This is a genomic window from Acholeplasma laidlawii (genome assembly GCF_015709225.1).
Taxonomy (GTDB): domain Bacteria; phylum Bacillota_I; class Bacilli_A; order Acholeplasmatales; family Acholeplasmataceae; genus Acholeplasma; species Acholeplasma laidlawii_A.
In genome coordinates this window covers 1-17,408 of the sequence record NZ_JADNRS010000004.1, presented here as the reverse complement: position 1 = coordinate 17,408, position 17,408 = coordinate 1, and the positions used below count along the sequence as shown (strand labels likewise).

The 17,408-nt window shown below is 31.2% G+C and carries 16 protein-coding genes; 2 read left to right on the top strand and 14 right to left on the bottom strand.

Features of this window, described 5'->3' with window-relative positions; translation table 11 throughout:
- Positions 1–13: 13 nt before the first annotated feature.
- Positions 14–2,608, bottom strand: a complete 2,595-nt coding sequence (locus IY230_RS00325) for a S41 family peptidase (RefSeq protein WP_196369365.1) — start codon at positions 2,606–2,608, stop codon at positions 14–16.
- A 157-nt stretch (positions 2,609–2,765) separates the two neighbouring features.
- Here IY230_RS00325 and IY230_RS00320 point away from each other — a divergent pair, with 157 nt between their 5' ends.
- Positions 2,766–3,356, top strand: a complete 591-nt coding sequence (locus IY230_RS00320; RefSeq protein WP_196369364.1) for a TetR/AcrR family transcriptional regulator — start codon at positions 2,766–2,768, stop codon at positions 3,354–3,356.
- A gap of 489 nt (positions 3,357–3,845) precedes the next feature.
- Here the strand turns inward: IY230_RS00320 and asnA are convergent, their stop codons facing one another.
- From asnA to IY230_RS00300, 4 genes are all read right to left on the bottom strand, one after another.
- Positions 3,846–4,847 (bottom strand): aspartate--ammonia ligase, encoded by a 1,002-nt coding sequence (gene asnA, locus IY230_RS00315; protein WP_196369363.1) that lies wholly within the window; start codon positions 4,845–4,847, stop codon positions 3,846–3,848.
- A gap of 126 nt (positions 4,848–4,973) precedes the next feature.
- Positions 4,974–6,179 (bottom strand): hypothetical protein, encoded by a 1,206-nt coding sequence (locus IY230_RS00310; RefSeq protein ID WP_196369362.1) that lies wholly within the window; start codon positions 6,177–6,179, stop codon positions 4,974–4,976.
- Positions 6,180–6,321: 142 nt separating this feature from the next.
- A complete protein-coding gene (locus tag IY230_RS00305) occupies positions 6,322–8,439 on the bottom strand; it encodes an LTA synthase family protein (RefSeq protein WP_196369361.1) in 2,118 nt (705 codons plus the stop codon).
- Between the two features lie 216 nt (positions 8,440–8,655).
- Complete coding sequence (locus IY230_RS00300) at positions 8,656–8,853, bottom strand: hypothetical protein (RefSeq protein ID WP_196369360.1); 198 nt, start codon at positions 8,851–8,853, stop codon at positions 8,656–8,658.
- A gap of 198 nt (positions 8,854–9,051) precedes the next feature.
- Between IY230_RS00300 and IY230_RS00295 the strand changes: the two genes are divergently transcribed.
- Positions 9,052–11,589, top strand: coding sequence for a lamin tail domain-containing protein (locus IY230_RS00295; protein ID WP_196369359.1), 2,538 nt, complete (start codon positions 9,052–9,054; stop codon positions 11,587–11,589).
- A 52-nt stretch (positions 11,590–11,641) separates the two neighbouring features.
- Here the strand turns inward: IY230_RS00295 and IY230_RS00290 are convergent, their stop codons facing one another.
- The 9 genes from IY230_RS00290 to IY230_RS00250 form a co-directional block, all read right to left on the bottom strand.
- On the bottom strand, positions 11,642–12,313 hold the full coding sequence (locus IY230_RS00290) for a DUF2161 domain-containing phosphodiesterase (RefSeq protein WP_196369358.1): 672 nt from the start codon (positions 12,311–12,313) through the stop codon (positions 11,642–11,644).
- Between the two features lie 24 nt (positions 12,314–12,337).
- Positions 12,338–13,048: an SDR family oxidoreductase gene (locus tag IY230_RS00285; RefSeq protein ID WP_196369357.1), complete on the bottom strand. Its 711-nt coding sequence runs from the start codon at positions 13,046–13,048 to the stop codon at positions 12,338–12,340.
- A gap of 15 nt (positions 13,049–13,063) precedes the next feature.
- Complete coding sequence (locus IY230_RS00280; RefSeq protein ID WP_196369356.1) at positions 13,064–13,519, bottom strand: NUDIX hydrolase; 456 nt, start codon at positions 13,517–13,519, stop codon at positions 13,064–13,066.
- A 136-nt stretch (positions 13,520–13,655) separates the two neighbouring features.
- The gene (locus IY230_RS00275; RefSeq protein WP_196369355.1) at positions 13,656–13,877 is read right to left on the bottom strand and encodes a hypothetical protein; all 222 of its coding nucleotides are present in this window, start codon (positions 13,875–13,877) and stop codon (positions 13,656–13,658) included.
- Positions 13,878–13,927: 50 nt separating this feature from the next.
- Positions 13,928–14,266, bottom strand: a complete 339-nt coding sequence (locus IY230_RS00270; protein ID WP_196369354.1) for a hypothetical protein — start codon at positions 14,264–14,266, stop codon at positions 13,928–13,930.
- 89 nt (positions 14,267–14,355) lie between these two features.
- Entirely contained in the window at positions 14,356–15,606 is a 1,251-nt protein-coding gene (locus IY230_RS00265; RefSeq protein ID WP_196369353.1) for a hypothetical protein, read from the bottom strand.
- 255 nt (positions 15,607–15,861) lie between these two features.
- Positions 15,862–16,431, bottom strand: a complete 570-nt coding sequence (locus tag IY230_RS00260) for a DUF1295 domain-containing protein (protein WP_308705577.1) — start codon at positions 16,429–16,431, stop codon at positions 15,862–15,864.
- Positions 16,418–16,621 carry a hypothetical protein gene (locus IY230_RS00255; protein WP_196369352.1) on the bottom strand — a complete coding sequence of 68 codons (204 nt, stop codon included), beginning with the start codon at positions 16,619–16,621 and terminating at the stop codon, positions 16,418–16,420. The genes IY230_RS00260 and IY230_RS00255 overlap by 14 nt, the downstream gene beginning before the upstream one ends.
- A 116-nt stretch (positions 16,622–16,737) precedes the next feature.
- A partial coding sequence (locus tag IY230_RS00250; protein WP_230852552.1) for a topoisomerase DNA-binding C4 zinc finger domain-containing protein occupies positions 16,738–17,408 on the bottom strand: 671 nt, incomplete at its 5' end.

Sequence of the window (17,408 nt, the reverse complement as noted above, 5' to 3'; positions counted from 1 at the left end):
AGCCCTGTTTTTTTTATTCACCAAAATGTGAAGTTAATGTATCTAATAATACAGTTTCATTATAGATGTTTCCAATCGGAATTGGATGTGTTGGTTCTATACCAAATTCATTTGGATGATAGACAAAAGGATCTGCTTCTGTACCGGTACCAGTTCTATACGCACTCATGTTATTTGATGAGGTTGTAAACGCTGTACCGTTTGGTAATAGAATTGGTGTAATACTTGATGTTCCACCACCGGATGTTAACCCAATTATTGGACCTAGATTATTTTCTTTAAAAATTGTTGTTAAACTGTTTGCCGCTGAAAACGATGTTGGTGTTGTAAGTAGTGCCCAGTTTAAGTGATCATATGTAGGAACACCTTCAATTTTTACATAGGAAGTTGAGTTAGACTTAGTATCTGCACTAATGCTTGATACTGCAAAACTATTTTGTGTGATAAAGCCTATGACTCTATACAATGCACCCACGTTACCACCAGTGTTCCAAGTGATATCTAAAATCATGTTTTCTAGATTAGATGTTTGACTCAAGATTATATCCATATAAAATTCCATAAATACTGCACTATCTGATTTAATCAGTGTATCTGAACTATTAACAAACTCAGGAACAACTGATTTTGTCATATCAAAAACGGATAAGCCTACAATCAATGACTTATATACATCGTCATATGATGTAGAAGCATAGTATTTTAAGCCATCTACTTCTTTAGTGAAATTCTGGTTATTTGCAGATGCTGTAAACCCTAAACTAACAAGTGATGCATTATAAGTTTGTAAATCATTTCTTGTTAACCCTTTAATCAGTATTTCTACAACATTATTATCGTGATTTGATTGGTTATAGTAGAAATACTTATTCCCACCGTTTATTGCAGGGAAAATATGACTTTCTACTTTTAAGATATCTAACACAGTCTGGTTATTATAAGCTGTATCTTCGATAATATCTGCAGTAGAAAAACCATCTAAAGATAATACAGCAGATGTTTTAGCTTCATCTAAGAACCAGTAAAGTTTTCTATCTCTACCTGATGCATTCCATCCACTTGTAGCCTCGCCCCATTTCTTACCAATTTGAGCATCGGTTGCTACCATTCCATCTAAATACCACTTCTTAAATCGATCACCAAAGTCATTTAAACTTGTAACAGAAGGACCAGTATAAGTTGAACGGTTAAAATATCCCGGATAACCATATGAAGTATGTGGTTCGTCGACAACAAATGTTAAGAACTCATGAATAGATAAATCAAGTCTTAATGCATTTCTTGTTAAGAATGAATCTCGTTTTTCAAATAATAAATCATAATAAGTTTCAACTTCACGTAACTCTTTTAGACCATAGAAATAATCCATAGAAAATGCTAGGAAGTTAAATGTATGGATGGTTAGATCGGTTGGTAATGTAGTACTATTTTTAGTTGATGTTCTAATTGTTTCATATGCATCTTCACCTTCACTTGGAAGTGAGTACACGCCAAATAAGCCATCGTAGTTGTAGTACACATTATAATAACTAGATCCTGCAAAGAGCTGGTTTGCCATGTAATATGGTAAAACAACATCCCCTTCAAATAAGACAATATCCATATTATATTTACTTAAGTCGTAAACTACATCTTGACCTTCAGTGTAATGTGCATTTGGATTTTCTCTATCATAAGTGATATGACGACCGAAGTTTGTTGCTGTTGAATATACATAGCCCCAATAAAAACCAGGGTCTGGAGCCACTAAGGTATTTGTTACAGTATCAATTGTGACATTTAAATCATATGTGACATCTTCATCTTCATCATAATAATCATATTGAATATAAAGTGAAGTATCATTTGTCTCATATGTAATGTCAAGTGCCGGATCAATAAATCCACTTAGTAACTTCATAAAATCTTCAACACGAACATAAGGCACACTGCCACCTTTTTCATATAGAAGTTCAATTTCACCATCTACAACATCGTATTCTTCAGTTAGATTTCTAAATGGTACTGTACGTCTATCTTCTAGTTCAACATCTTTATTTTGATATAAGTCTACATCAAACTCATGGTTAATTGTTACACCATTTAAAACGAACTTACCTGTAATCATCGTTGTATCTTCTGACTCACCGTCTATTAACGGTAAGATAATACCTGTATTTGAAACATATTTGTTTGCTGAAGTCCAAGAAATCACTGAGTTATTAATTGGCCCCTTACTTAGTAAACTCAAGTCATAATATGTTTTGTATAGCTGTTCTTCTACCGCATCAATATCTTCATTGATCATGGCAGTAATTGTCGCTATATCTGTTGGATTTGCTTCATCATCCCAAGATGCATTCAATGTAATATTCGCTGTAATTGGTGTATCAAATGAAAATGCGACATCTTCATTTGTTGTGTACCAGTATCTAAATACAAATCCCTCTTTATCTGGATCAGCTGGTGCTTCAATCAAACCATTCTTATCCACTTTAATTGGTTCAATAGGTGAACCACCCTTCGTATCAAAAGTTACTGTAACCTTTCCATCTGAGTTATTTGGTGTACAGGCTACAACAAATAACAATAAAAAGACAGTAACTATGAGTGTAGTTATTTTCTTCATTCTTTTACCTCTCTTATAAAATTGTTATTATGATATCACAGTTTCTCAAAATCCACATACAAAATGTTTATAACAGTGTTTTTCTGGTCTATATTAATTGACAACGAACCTAACAGTGGTTACAATAAAGGTATAACAACGTTCGTGGGAGGGGACTATGACAACCAAACAAAAGATTTACGAAAATGCCATAGAATTATTCGCTTTAAACGGATACCATAACTTAGGTATGAGGGATCTTGCTAAAAGTGTTGGTATTAGGGCATCTTCTATTTATAATCACTATAAATCCAAAGAAGATATATTACTTGAAATAGCTCATGAACTTATGACTGAGCTATCCACATATGTCTATCCTCTATATAAGAGAATGGATTTAGCACCTAGAGAGTTCTTCCTAAATTTATCTATTGAAACCAATAGATTTTTCGAACGACCAAAAATCAATAAATTAACTAAACTCTTAATTCCACTGGAATTTGAAATACCTAGATTAAAAGAATTATTACATGTTGAGTTCATTCAAAAACCTAGAACAGGTTTTAGTTACTACTTCCAAACATTGATGCGAAAAGGTCAAATGATGGAAACTGACCCAATGCTTGCAGCCAAGATGTATCATTCATTCTTTGTATATCATTTCTACGAAAAGTTCTTAACTGAAGAGCCTGATGGATTTTTAACTAGGTATGAAGCATTATTTAGAAATCATATCAATCTATTTATGGATTATTTTAGGATAAAATAAACACCAAGGCATGCGCATGTCTTGGTGTTTTCTTAATATTTTTGAATTATAGATTTGGGGGAAATCTTATGAATCAAAAACAAATTTACTTTATTACAACAGTCTTATCCGTTGTTTCCTTATGTCTTTATCTTTTCGCTTTCACAAACTTCATTATTACAACAACTAACTTTAAAAGTATAGATCATTTTATCTACTGGTTAGTCATACAAGGAACCATTACATCGGTAAGTTTATACCAATACAAATTAGCAGTTTATGCAAAACCTACCGCACTTAAAATGTCCTTACTATACCTTTTACCAATCATCATCTACTCTATTTTTCAAATTCTTAATTTAGGTAGTGCGGAAATAGATGTGCTCTATATAATAATATACAGAATACTATTTTCGTTAATTGGTATCCTGTATTTATATGGATTTATAAAATATAAACTTTAATATAAAAATATAGACATTATTCATCACTGAATAACGTCTTTTTTTTCTATAGTAATACGATTTTATCTTGACATGCACGAATTGTTTCATCATCCCAAACAGATGCTTGAACTTCACCAATATGTGCTTTTTCTAATAGTATTAGACACAATCTACTTTGTCCAATACCACCACCAATGGTAAGTGGTAGTGTTTGATTCATAATCATTTGATGGTATGGATATTTGAGATCTTCTAATCTATTTTTAATTTCTAACTGTTTTCTTAAACTTGTCTCATCTACTCGAATACCCATACTACTAATTTCTATCGCCATATCTAGTGTTTCATGATAATACAATAAATCACCATTTAAGTCCCAGTCATCATAGTCTGGTGCACGTAAATCGTGTGGCATACCAGATGATAGGTTATGACCAATACGCATAATAAACACGACTTTTTTATCTTTTACGATTCGATACTCACGCTCTTTACTTGTAAGGTTCGGGTATAAATTTTCCAGGGATTGACTGTCTATAAAAAAGACTTCATTTGGGGCTTCGTATGTAATCTCTGGATATTTAAGCATCACTGCATTTGAAGTGTTTGCGATAGCATCTACAATACTTTTTACAGTATCTTTTAAATAATCTAAGGTTCTACTTGATCTTTCAATCACCTTTTCCCAATCCCATTGGTCAACATAGATAGAATGAATATTATCTAGTGTCTCTTCTTTTCTTACTGCATTCATATCCGTATATAAGCCATTACCTACGTAAAAATCATTTTGATATAAAGCCATACGTTTCCATTTAGCAAGTGAATGCACAATCTCTGCTTGCTTATTCATGCTTGGCACGACAAACTGTACTGGATTTTCACCATTTAAACCATCATTAAGACCCGTTTCAGATAATACAAACAAAGGTGCAGTAACTCGTTTTAAATTAAGTTCTAATCCTAAATTATGCTGAAAAACATTTTTTATAAATCCAATAGCTGTTTGTGTATCATATAAATTAAGTTTAGATTTGTAACCATCAGGTATGATTGTTTTTGACATGTGTATGCTCCCTAAAAGATATGAGTAAATAGTATCATAAATAACCCTATATTTCAAACAATAACTCATATATAAAAATCCACAACGATTGTATTCGTTGTGGATTAATTACAATTGATAAATAAACTACATTAAACCATTCATGATACCAGCAAATGGTGGATACTCAACAAGTTCGAATCCTTCGAGTTCTGTATCGCTTGGTAAGGTTAATGCATCCGCATTAAAATCTAGTGTAAATCCTAATTTATTTAACTTCACTGTAAGTTTCATTAAAAGTGGAAATCCACCACTTTGTTCTTCATCTAAACTCATAGTAAATCCACTAAAATCACCTGTAATCATCATTTCAATTTTAGTTAATGTTTTAGTACCTTCTAATTCACCTTCTAAAATAATTCTAAAATCAAAGTTGAACGCTTTAAATGCTGTTTTCATAGAAGTCTTAATATTATTTAGTGTTTCTTGATCACCAAGTTCTTGAAGATCTGTTGTCATTGCAACAAACAGTTCATCAATAAGTTCATCTACTTTATCTGCTGTAATTAGAAACTGAATCGTGTGTATAGTACCTGAACTATAAATGCTTACATGTGTATCAACCATATCAAGCATTTGGGCACGTTCTTCTGCAGTCATTTCTACATTTACATCAATCATTAAGCTTTGTTGAAGTTCTAAAATGCTAGCCATTAATTCTAAGTACATGTCTTGAGTAATTTGTCCATCTACTATTTTTTGTTGTAGGTTTGCATAAGTTTCAGTTTGTGAAGTTTCATCAACAACTTTATTGCCTTGTTTGACTTCCATATTATAGCGACCATTCAATTGATAATACGCATAATCACTGCGTGCTAGGAAGAATGTATTTGTAAGTGATGCATCGATGGTTGTAGTCATATCTACAACTACTGGTTCTCCACCAAATGATGTAGAAGAATATGTATCATTTAACATGTTAAATTCAAACTTGTTAAATATAGAATATACATAAGTATCTGCATTTGAGGTACCTACTTGAATATAATTTGTCATATTAAAATCCGCATCGAATGTCACGGTTGAATTATTTTCCATGGACATACCTTCTGAAGTAAAGGACATCTCATTAGTTAAAGCAAACTCTAAATCAAGGAATGTGTCTAATTTAAAATTATTTGTTACCTCATCATTTGAGGTTACAACTGTTTGTAGAAATTCTACTTTTTCTTCAGCCGTCATGTCTACTTTTTCATCATCTTTTAAGTCCGGTAATTTATTATCAGCCGTTGTACAACCAACAAGTAATAATAAGATAAGCATGATTATTGAACTAAATATCTTTTTAATCATATTTAAAGCTCCTTTCGGGTTTGAATCTAGAATTTATAATTTTATTATACCTTTTTTAAATGAAAAAAATGTTGTAGGTGCTACATAGAACTATATTTTCCTACAACATTTTAGTGAACTTATATTCATTTATTTTACATTTTTAATCAATTGTTAAGTACTGTTGAGCATTCTTGGTAATCATTTGATCCATACGCTTTTTAAAGACAATAACATACTCATATACTTCATAAGGATCCATACTTACCTCAGATGGGTTTTTATAGTAGAACACATTATCAGGGGTTACTCCATTATCAGTAGCTAGATGTTTTGATAGTAAGTAAAAATCATCTGTAATAATGTCAAAAGTTCTTGTGTCTATTGAGAAAGTTCTTTCATTGGATAGTGCGTTTACACCATAATAGTATTGATTGGTTGTCACACCAAATAACTCTACAATGGTTCTATATAAATCCACCTGACTACGTACAAGAGGTTGTCTACCCTTAATAAGACCTTTAGGTAGTACCGATGTTGTATCCGTATCATCTGGTGCATATATAAAGGCTGTTGTTTTTAACATTTCTGTACGATATTCTAGTGGCGTTAGACTTCTACCTAGTATCACTTCTAAATCTTTTTTTGCAATACCAGAACCGTGGTCTGCATAGAATATATAGACAGTATCTTTGAGTGTTTTAGCGACCTCAAAGAATTTTTCATAAAAATCATTTGTATAGCGTTCATAGTTAATAAACTTTAAAGCGGTCTGATCAATATTTAATGTATCTTGGGTAAACAGTGGTGTATCGATATATGGATCATATAAATATGGTGTATGTGGTTGAATCATGATTGGATAAAGGAAATAATTTTTACCTAAATTTGTGATTTTTTGTGCTTCAATCACGGTCCAGTCCATTAAGGATAGATCACTAATCCAAGGACTTTTCTCATCCGTTTTAATTAAGTGGTCTGGATATCTCTTGACTGCATTTTTATTTGATGAACTATTGCTATCTTCTGCATCATAATAAATATACTCATCAAACTCAAACATCTTTTCATGGACATTTTGACGATTATAGAATATTGGTACATCGCTATGTAAAGATACCTTTTCATAACCATTAAATAGTTTAGGTAGTGCATCAAATACATAAGGTACTTCATTATAGTTCCAGTAAATGGTTGTATCTCCTCTAGGATATAAACCAGTCATTACGGAAAACTCAGCATCTGATGAGTTTCCAATCCCTACATTGGTATAGAAGTTATCTAGTACATATGATTCATTTAATAAAGTCTTTAAGTTACTAAAGTAGGTAGCATCAAAATATGGATTGTCTGTTTCAAGTAGAAAATGGTTGAAGGTTTCTACGTGGATGACGACTACATTTTTATCTTTAAAGATACCATTTAAATTGTTATTTTGAAGTAGACTTGGATCAATTTCAACAGTTGGCGCTTCATTAATGTGTAGTGTTTTTCCATAATTTTGACCAAAGAGGTTGGTATATGAATCTGTATTTCTATTGTATGTACTAAATAATGTATTATCAAATTGTTCATCATCAGATTTTTCAAGTAAGTTAATACCGAAAAACTCACCTAAATAAAAATTATATAAACCAGCAGATTGTACACCATAAAGTGGACGTTCTGCATTAATTGGCCATTTTGATTCCATCGATACTTTGACAACACCTAAAGTAGATACAGATAATATAAAGCCCATAATAAGTACCATGATCGGTAGCATTGGACCATATTTTAATGTATTTTTCTTACTAAATGATTTTTTATCTGTTTTATGTTTAGATTTAATAACGAGGTAAGAAATAGATAGAACAATCGTTGGTATAAAAACTAAGATTCTATAATATACAAAGATTTCTCTTAAAGCTTCAACAAATATGGAGCCAGCTAAATCTAATGCCGGATTATAAAACAGTGTCATCTCATAAATAGAAAACATTGTAGAATAGTACTTTGTAAAGATACCTACTGCAAATATACCGACATTTAACCCAAATGTTATCCAGACAATATAAAGTAACCTTGTCTTTTTACTCTTAAATACCAGTAACCCAATAAATAATAGAATCGTCAAAGCTGCAATATTACCAATAATTGAGTTTAACTCAATCATAGGGCTACGCTTAAAAGCGATTAAATAGCGATTTAATACAGCAGTTGTTACAAAGTATGTATTTATGATGTTAAGTAAATAATATAGCACTACGACAACAATCGATACTTTAGCTTCTTTTCTCAAGTTTTGCCAACCCTATTTCTTATATGAGCATTATGATACATGTTCATTATAAATGATATTATGTTAAAGACAAATTATAATACATTTTATTATACAATTTTAATTTATAAATGTCATACAAAATCACTAAATCTATAAATTAAAAACTACTCAAAATTATTATCTTTACTTCTCACTAAGACCATCACATGATTGCTCGTGTTAATTCTGACTTTTTTAAGATTGTCTGATTACATCTTTAGGATCCGTGGATACACCCCAAGCTAAAAAACAGGTCACTGATGTTTTGTCAGTTGTTCTACTCACGATTTCTCCATTGTTTATAGCTCCAACTGAGTTATCATCTAAATATATATAAACAGGAACTAGTGCATTCGTAAATTTCTTATCCCTTTTAAATTCAATCTTCCCCATAAAATTATCTCCTTATCATATTGATGTAATCCATATTAATTTCATCATATCATTTTTTAATCATAAACAATTATCAAAACATAAATACCAAGATATATTCAAATGACCAAAATGCTTTTTATGAGTTATGGTTGGAATAGATTCGTTTGGTATGTTATAATACATAGTTATTTAAATATCTATATAAAAGGGGTTAACATGATGCTACTACTGATTGTATTCGTATCATGTACAACGACTGATGAAGTCACTTATGAAATACTGATTAATGAATCTACACCAACGACTTACGAAGTTGGTGCCTCTATTACCTATACTGACTTTTTTATCATCAAAGACAGTCTAGGAAATAGGATAACTATCGAAGAGTCCATGTTAGATGTATCTTTAGTTGATATGTCTAAGGCAGGTAGTTATATCATTAAAATTTCTTTTGAAGGTGTGAAAAATGAAGTAACTATTACTGTAACAGCACCCGAGGAAGAAATTACTTATACACTAGTTATTAATGAATCACTACCAACCACACTTGAATTAAATGATTCAGACATTGATTTTAAAGCTTACTTTACAATCACTGATTCTAAAGGTAACTTAGTTGAAGTATTAGAGTCTATGATTGATAGTTCTAAAGTTAATCTAGATGAAGTGGGTACTTATAACTTAGTATTAAATTACCAAGGTTTAAGTAAAACTGTTGTTTTAGAGGTCGTTGATAACACACCTGTTATAACATATACTGTTGTAGTAAATGATGCACTACCTACCGAATTTACATTAGGTACCACAGATATTGATTTTAAAACTTACTTTATTATTGTAGATTCTAATGGAACAACGATTGAAGTTACAGATGATATGTTAGATTTATCTACCATAGACTTTACTAAGGTAGGTACATTCAGTATTACATTTAACTTCAATGATATTGAGCATATTTTAGAGTTTGAAGTAACACCGCCTGACTTTATGTATGCCAATGATTTATTTATTAGTGAATACTCAGAAGGTAGTAGTTATAATAAGTATATTGAAATCTTTAATGGTACAGGAAAACATATTAACTTATCAGAATATAGTATAAAACTATTTAATAATGGTGCGAGTACTCCTCAATATGAACTTGCACTAAGTGGTGTATTAAATGATGGAGAAACTTATATTATTTATAATGGTGCTGCAAATACCACCATTAAAAATAGTGGTGATGCGAGTCACCAAGTAATCTCATTTAACGGTAATGATCCAATCGCTTTATATAAAAATGATGTTTTAATTGATGTTGTAGGTATCATGGATACCCCTGTACCTGATGGTTATAATGCGGGTGGTATAGTTAATGCTACCAAAGATAATACGATTGTAAGAAAATCAGATGTCTTTGGACCAAATGCTACATGGAACGAAGATGAGTGGTTGGTCTTAGGATTTGAAGATTATACAAATCTAAAACTACATGAAATGGATTATTATCATCTACCAGAAGAAATTGCTAGAATACCAGATTTATATATCTCAGAATATTTTGAAGGTGATGGCATCTATGCCACTTCAAAATATATTGAGATTTATAACGGTTTAGGTTATGATGTAGATTTATCTAATTACCGTGTTGAACTTTACAGTAGTGGTAGCTCAACACCTACTTATGCTCAAAACTTAACTGGTACATTAAAGCATAAAGAAGTTTACGTCATTTATGCACCACTTAGTCTAGATGATATTAAATTATTAGGGCACCTTTCTAGTGAAGTTGCAAACTTCACTGGACGTGATGCACTTACTTTAGTTAAGGATAACGTCATCATCGATGTCTTTGGAGTGATTGGTGAGACACCAAATGAAAATGGTTGGTTGATTGATGGTACTAAAGGTAGTGTCAACTATACAGTTGTTAGAATACCTGGGGTGACTGGACCAATAAGTACTTGGGATTTAAATGACTGGAAAGTCACTTACCAAAATGATTTATCTGATTTAGGTAAACATAACTTTACCTATGAAGATCAAGTGATTGAAGACTTTGATATTCTATTTAACTTAATTAAAGGTTTAGAACTTAACAGTAAAGGTACTGCAACAAGTGCTTATAGTATCACAATTAAAGGTACAGTATTCATGGATGTTCAAAATGAAACTACATTGGTATATATAACAGATGGTAAAAACTTCATTAAACTACATGGTGAAAAAATACATAACTACACATCACTCAACACCGTTTATGAAGTGAAGGGTAACTATAAGTCACACCTTTACATACCTACATTTGAAGTCATCAATCCTGGCACTGATATTACTGCAATATCTAGTGCAACACCCGTATCTACAATTACAGTTAAAGAGGTAAGTTTAAGTACTATCCTAAACTTAAAATTAGAAAATTTTGTAGAGAATATTAATAATGGTTATCTGCAATCCATGCTTAAAGTTACAGGCTATCTACAACTAGATACCCATAATTCTACAAGATTGGATTACGCATTAACAGTTACTGATACTTATACTAAAAATAATACACAATATATTAATAATGGTCTATACTTTAAAAATGATATTGGTGAATTAGAAGATACGTTAATTGACTATGAAGTTGATCTAGACTATGAAGTTGATCTAGACTATGAAAATGTTGAAGTGTCTGTATTTGGGGTTATCTATGACTGGAATCCAAACCGTAAAAACTGGAGACTTTATGTTTCTAACACCTTAACATCAGATTTTTTAATAGCTTAACTAAATCTATAAATAAAACAGGTGGTGCAATTATCTTGCACCACCTGTTTTACTACTCATATATCATATCATCTAAAAAGTAAGGTTCCATTTCACTTCTACCTACATCCGTTAAGGTATATATACCCCTAGAAACTCTTACAAACCACTTATAGTAATTCTTGGTTAATATATTAGGTGCATCTTTAATGCCAGTTTGTAAGGTGATTTCTTTAGGGGACTTTTCACCTGATAGGTACAGATACTTAGCTACTTCTATAACTTTTTCTTTATAGTGAGTCATAACCTTACCACTGGTTCCGCCTATATTAGAATGACTTTTTCTTAGTGAAAATTCTTTGATTAATTTTTCTTTTTGTTTCTTACTTGAATTGATACTTTTCTTTAAATCAAATCCAAAAGTCTCTATAATAACTTCTGCATGTGTACCAACAGCAATCAGTCCGATTTCTAAACGTTTTAGTAAGTTCATGAAGTCTTTTGCAGAACCTCTTCTTGAACCAATTACCTTTTTTGGTAAGGCAACATAGACTTTATCTGCTATTCTTTGCCTGTCGATTGCTTGGTAAATTAGTTTTAATGAAATGGTTGTTTTAAGTTCAACAATCACTATATAGTTATCTTTGATTGCAGTGATGTCTGTTTTAAGAATTTCTGCCTTTACTTCAAAGCCTTGACTTTCAAGTAGAGTTTTACAGGGTTCATATAGATCTGTTTCTTTCATTAAACTCCTCCATTACACTTTACCTTAATCCTTATTGTAGGTCCAGCCAAAATCATTATGATAAATCATTAATTTAGACATGCCACCATCAACTCTAATATTTTCACCTGTGATGAAGCTTGCTTTAGTTGAACATAAAAAGGTAACAAGGTTTGCAATATCAGATGGTTTTCCAACATTGCCTACTGGATGTTGAAGTGCATCTGGACCTTCATAAGCAGTTGATGTAGTATTGATCCAACCAGGAGAAATACTATTTACTCTAACACGGCCTTGAAGCGTTATTGCAAGTGCATGAGTAAGGGCTTTAATACCACCTTTAGCAGCTGTATAACTCTCTGTGTTTGGTTGGCTTTGATTATCTCTTGAAGAAGATATATTGATAATGACTGCACCTTCATTAAATTCTTTATTAAACAGTTTAGTTAAGTAAAATGGTGCGAGTATTCCAATAGAAAGTGATTTTTGAAATTCCTCATAAGAAGCATCTTCTAACCCCAACATCGTTGGCGGTGCATTATTTATTAAAAAATCTATTTTTCCAAACTCTTTAAGTACTTTTTTTGCAAATTTTTCTAAAACCATTCTATCTGATATATCTCCAACAAAGTATGGATTGTCTTTAATATCAATTACAGCAACTCTAGCACCTAATGATTCAAAACTATCAGCAATAGCTTTTCCTATACCACTAGCGCCACCCGTTATCACAGCTACTTTATCTTTAAAGCACATGGTACTATCTCCTTACTACTTATTTAATATGATTTCTCTTTCCGAAACATGAATCAATTTATCTTTGTCATAATATAGATGCATCTGGAAGGGTTCTTCTTGATCTAACTTTTCTAGAAAATAGTAATCACCTTCCCACATAGGTAGTTGTCTTAGTTTATCTTTTTCTACCCATGTAAGTTTTCCTTCTTCACTATTTTTGAGTTCGCCTTTAAATTCTAGTGCCTTATAAAGTATCATATGCTCTTTGTAGTCATTAGCATGAAAATAGATGTTTGCTTTAAATATGGGTTTTATACCTAAACCGGTCTCTTCAAAAGTCTCTCTAATTGCTGCTTCATATGGTGATTCACCAATTTCAATCTTACCACCAACACCCATATATTTATTGTAGTTCATATCCCTTTTATGTTTATGAATTAATAAATACTTATGGTTTTGTTCAATATATATTAAAACCGTTCTTTTCATGATTTTTATCCTTTAAATTATATGTATATTAATTATAGCACAATAAAAATCATGAAATAAACTTGATTAAGTACTGCTTATTGTTATATAAAAATAAAATGGCTATACAGTATTCTTGTAAAGCCATTTTTATTAATTACTTTAAAGGTTCATCCAAAAACTGTTTTAGATAAGCGATTAAATCATCATCATTTGTAGTTGTATAGTATTCACCATCACTATGAGTATATACGTCTGTATACATACCGTTAACAAGCACTACTATAGCCTCTCCATAAGGTTCTGGGTGCTCATGTGTTGATACAACTAAATGCTTTGGTACTCTTATTAAAACTGAATCATCACTACCTGAGTGCATAATTAATTCTCCCCTTTATAATATATTTTATTAAATCTAGTATAATTATTTTATTTTTCAATGCCCATACCATAACCACTTATTTGGACAATGCCTTCAGATGTAATATCATGATCTTGTTCCGAGCCAGCATTAACCCTGCTCCAATTAGAGGTTTTTAAAATGTACTTATCATTTTTATATAAAAGTTTGTATGCAAATCCACCATACATACCTGGTATTCCAAACCAGCCACTATCAACTATATCCAAATCTAACGTCTTTATTAAATCTTTTACAGTGGGATATTCTATTTTATAATACGTCATTGCCTCTTGCGCCTCATAAGCACGAACCTTGTCATTAATCAGTTCATGAAAATAAGCGAGAATTTTATCTAAATCACCCATTTTTTTATCATTCTCCTTTTTATGGATTCATAATATTGCCTTATTATAGATGGATTATCTATAATAAACATATAAAATAAACTAACTATTTAAGATTTAATTAACTTGTGTGCCTCTTCAACAGCGAATCTAATCTTTGTAACAACATCTTTTTTATTTATAGGATAACAGTAATATGTATCATTTTCTGTAGATATAATAATTGCATCCGCTCTTTTACCATCACTACGCTTAAAGTTAAAATCAATATGAATAGAGTACAAAGAATTAGATTCCCTAAATAAGTTAAGTGGTCCATCAAAGTCTTCGCCTGTTAGATGAATACCTTCCTTGCTATGCTTTAAATACCCATTCTTTAATCTAACAAAACCTTTAGAGTTTCTTAATGAATCAATATATACTTCATCTTCAAAAAGGTATTCGTTATTTATGAGCTGATTTTTAACAAATGCTCTTTGTGCTTCAAACCAATCAGGTACATGTTGATATTTCGTCATACCATTTACATTATTTAGTCTACCGTATATGTCTAATTCATGTGTATCACCACATGAATTACACCATATTTTGGTGCCTTTAGCTTCCATTTGGTGTTCTTTAAAGCAGTTTTGACATTGGTATAAAACCCTGTTTAAGTGATTTGCTCTTTGCTTATCTTTAATAGCAATCTTGTTATCAAATTGATATTGCCATTCATCATATTCAAATGCTTTTTCAATCCTGCCTCTTATGTCTTCAACAGATAATAATTTTACTTCTTCCTTATTAATAACTTGGGTTAAATCAGCTTTTAATTTGATCTTTCTTTGTTTCGGCATTAAATAGTTGGGTTGTGTCAAAAAATTCCCATGCATATTTAAAACAACCACAGGTTGATTTAACAACTTAACCATCTTAGCTAAACTATCTGGTAGTATTGCTGTAGTACCAATCACTGAGTATGCACTTTCTGCATAGAGTGTTGTAATAACCTTTAACGTTTCTAAACTATATTTGATATGTTTAAATAATACCTTATCTTGTGGTGTAAATTTCCTTTTACCAATACCACCTACATTTCTAAGCAACCACTCTTTACCGATAAATCCATCTACTGCAACCACATAGGTTGCAGAGTGAGGAAAGATTGCTCTTGTTTGAACTTTAAAGTCGATAAAGGCATGATGTGTTGCTAACAACAAATAGGGAGGTTTTAAACCTTCCATGTTTACTTTATTTATTTTTAATCTTCTTATCAAAGTATCAGGAAATGCTAATGCCCATTTAATGGGTGTTAAAAACCACTTTTCTTTTACGGGTTTCTTTTGCATATCAAAAGGGGTGATGTCATTTTTTTTCATAAATTCTCTCTTTATAAATCGTATTTATCTTTCTTTAACATATTAGATTTATTATAGCACTATCTATGAAATTGACTCAGTATTTTTATCTAGATATGACACAACCATTACATCTTCAAGCAACTTAAGGATAACTTAACTTCATCTTTATCATTTACATGGGTGCTCTATAATAAATAAAGCGCAATACATTACTCATTTATACGGTAATAAACGTATATTATGCAATGTATTGCGCTTTATATTATGTAATACTTATTTAATTTTATTATACCGTCTTAAAGGTACATACTTTGAAACTTTATGAATATAGTCCTTATACATTGGATATTTACTTAATGAAATATTTTCAGAAAATAAAGAACTACCCATAAATAATAATATAAGTACCATCGCACCAACAAGTGTCCAGTTAAAGAATATATAGCTAACTACTCCTGCACTGATAGTAAACAGATATAATACTATCCAAATAGCTTGTTCAAAAAAATAGTTTGGATGTCTAGAACGTCCCCAAAGACCTTGAGTATTAAACCCTAAATTATATGGTTCGGGTAGATCTTTTAAACTTTTCCCTTCCTTTAAAAGGCTATATTTTTTTGTTTGAAACGACATCTGCTGTCTATCAGCAATTGTCTCTAATATTATAAAGCCTAACAAGAGTACTGCAATCAATCCATCAAATATATTAAACACCACAGCAGATTCCATAACCGCTAAAAGCGGTAATGTAATTGCAAGTACTAAAGCATTTTGAAATACTGAAATGAATAGTAAATCAAATAAATCCCATTTCCACCTTTTATTAAGTTTAGGAGTCTTTATAATTACTGTTAAAAAGCATGACTACTGCCTCTAGAGAATCAGCAAATTGACTAATGATTGAAGCATGAACTTTAACAGGTTCAAACTCAATACTAGATATATGTTTAACGTAATTCTTAATTGCAAATTGAAAGAATTCTATTTGATCAATATCTGATTTTAAGTTTTTAATCCAAATACTTTCACTCACAATACTCCTCCTTTTCTAATTTGCTTTTTATATTCAACATTCCCTATCTAGTTACATGCAAGCATATTATTTACTAGAGTAAAAATTAGTAACTCATTAACACTGAACCTATCAAACTAGGACTTCTTTTTATACTTTTCGAAACTAGGTTTCCATCTCTCAAAATCATAGTCTTTGGGATTGATGGTATGTTTGCATCTGGGGTAATTCGAACAACCTAGAAATTTGCCCCACTGTCCATCTCTCCAAATAATAAAATGATCACATCTTGGGCATCTTTTTGAACCATCAACCACACTCTTTTTCTGACTGTATTCACAGTAAGGATAATTTGAACAACCATAAAATTGATTCCCCCATTCGCCTCTCAAAACCAAATGTCCGGTTTTACAGTATGGACACGCAATGGGTTCACTGTCGTCTACCAGTTCAGGATTAGTTATTTCGCAGTTGTCTTCAATCTCTTTAATGAAAATTGATTTTTTGTTAGCATCAACCAGGAGATAACAATATGATCTGGTTCTGGTTAAAGCCACATAGAATAGCCTTCGTTCTTCTGAATACTCATACCTACTTTTATCACTCAGAACCAATGATAATATAGGATCATCTTCAATTTTATTAGGAAACCCTGTTTTGGAATCTTCATTGTTAATCACAATTACAAAATCTTCTTCTAATCCTTTGGAGCGATGAACTGTTTTAAATGCGATGTTCATATTTTGGAATCCATAATGTGTAATGTTTCCATCTTTATTTATTTGAATGGTTTTTGACAAGTAGTCTT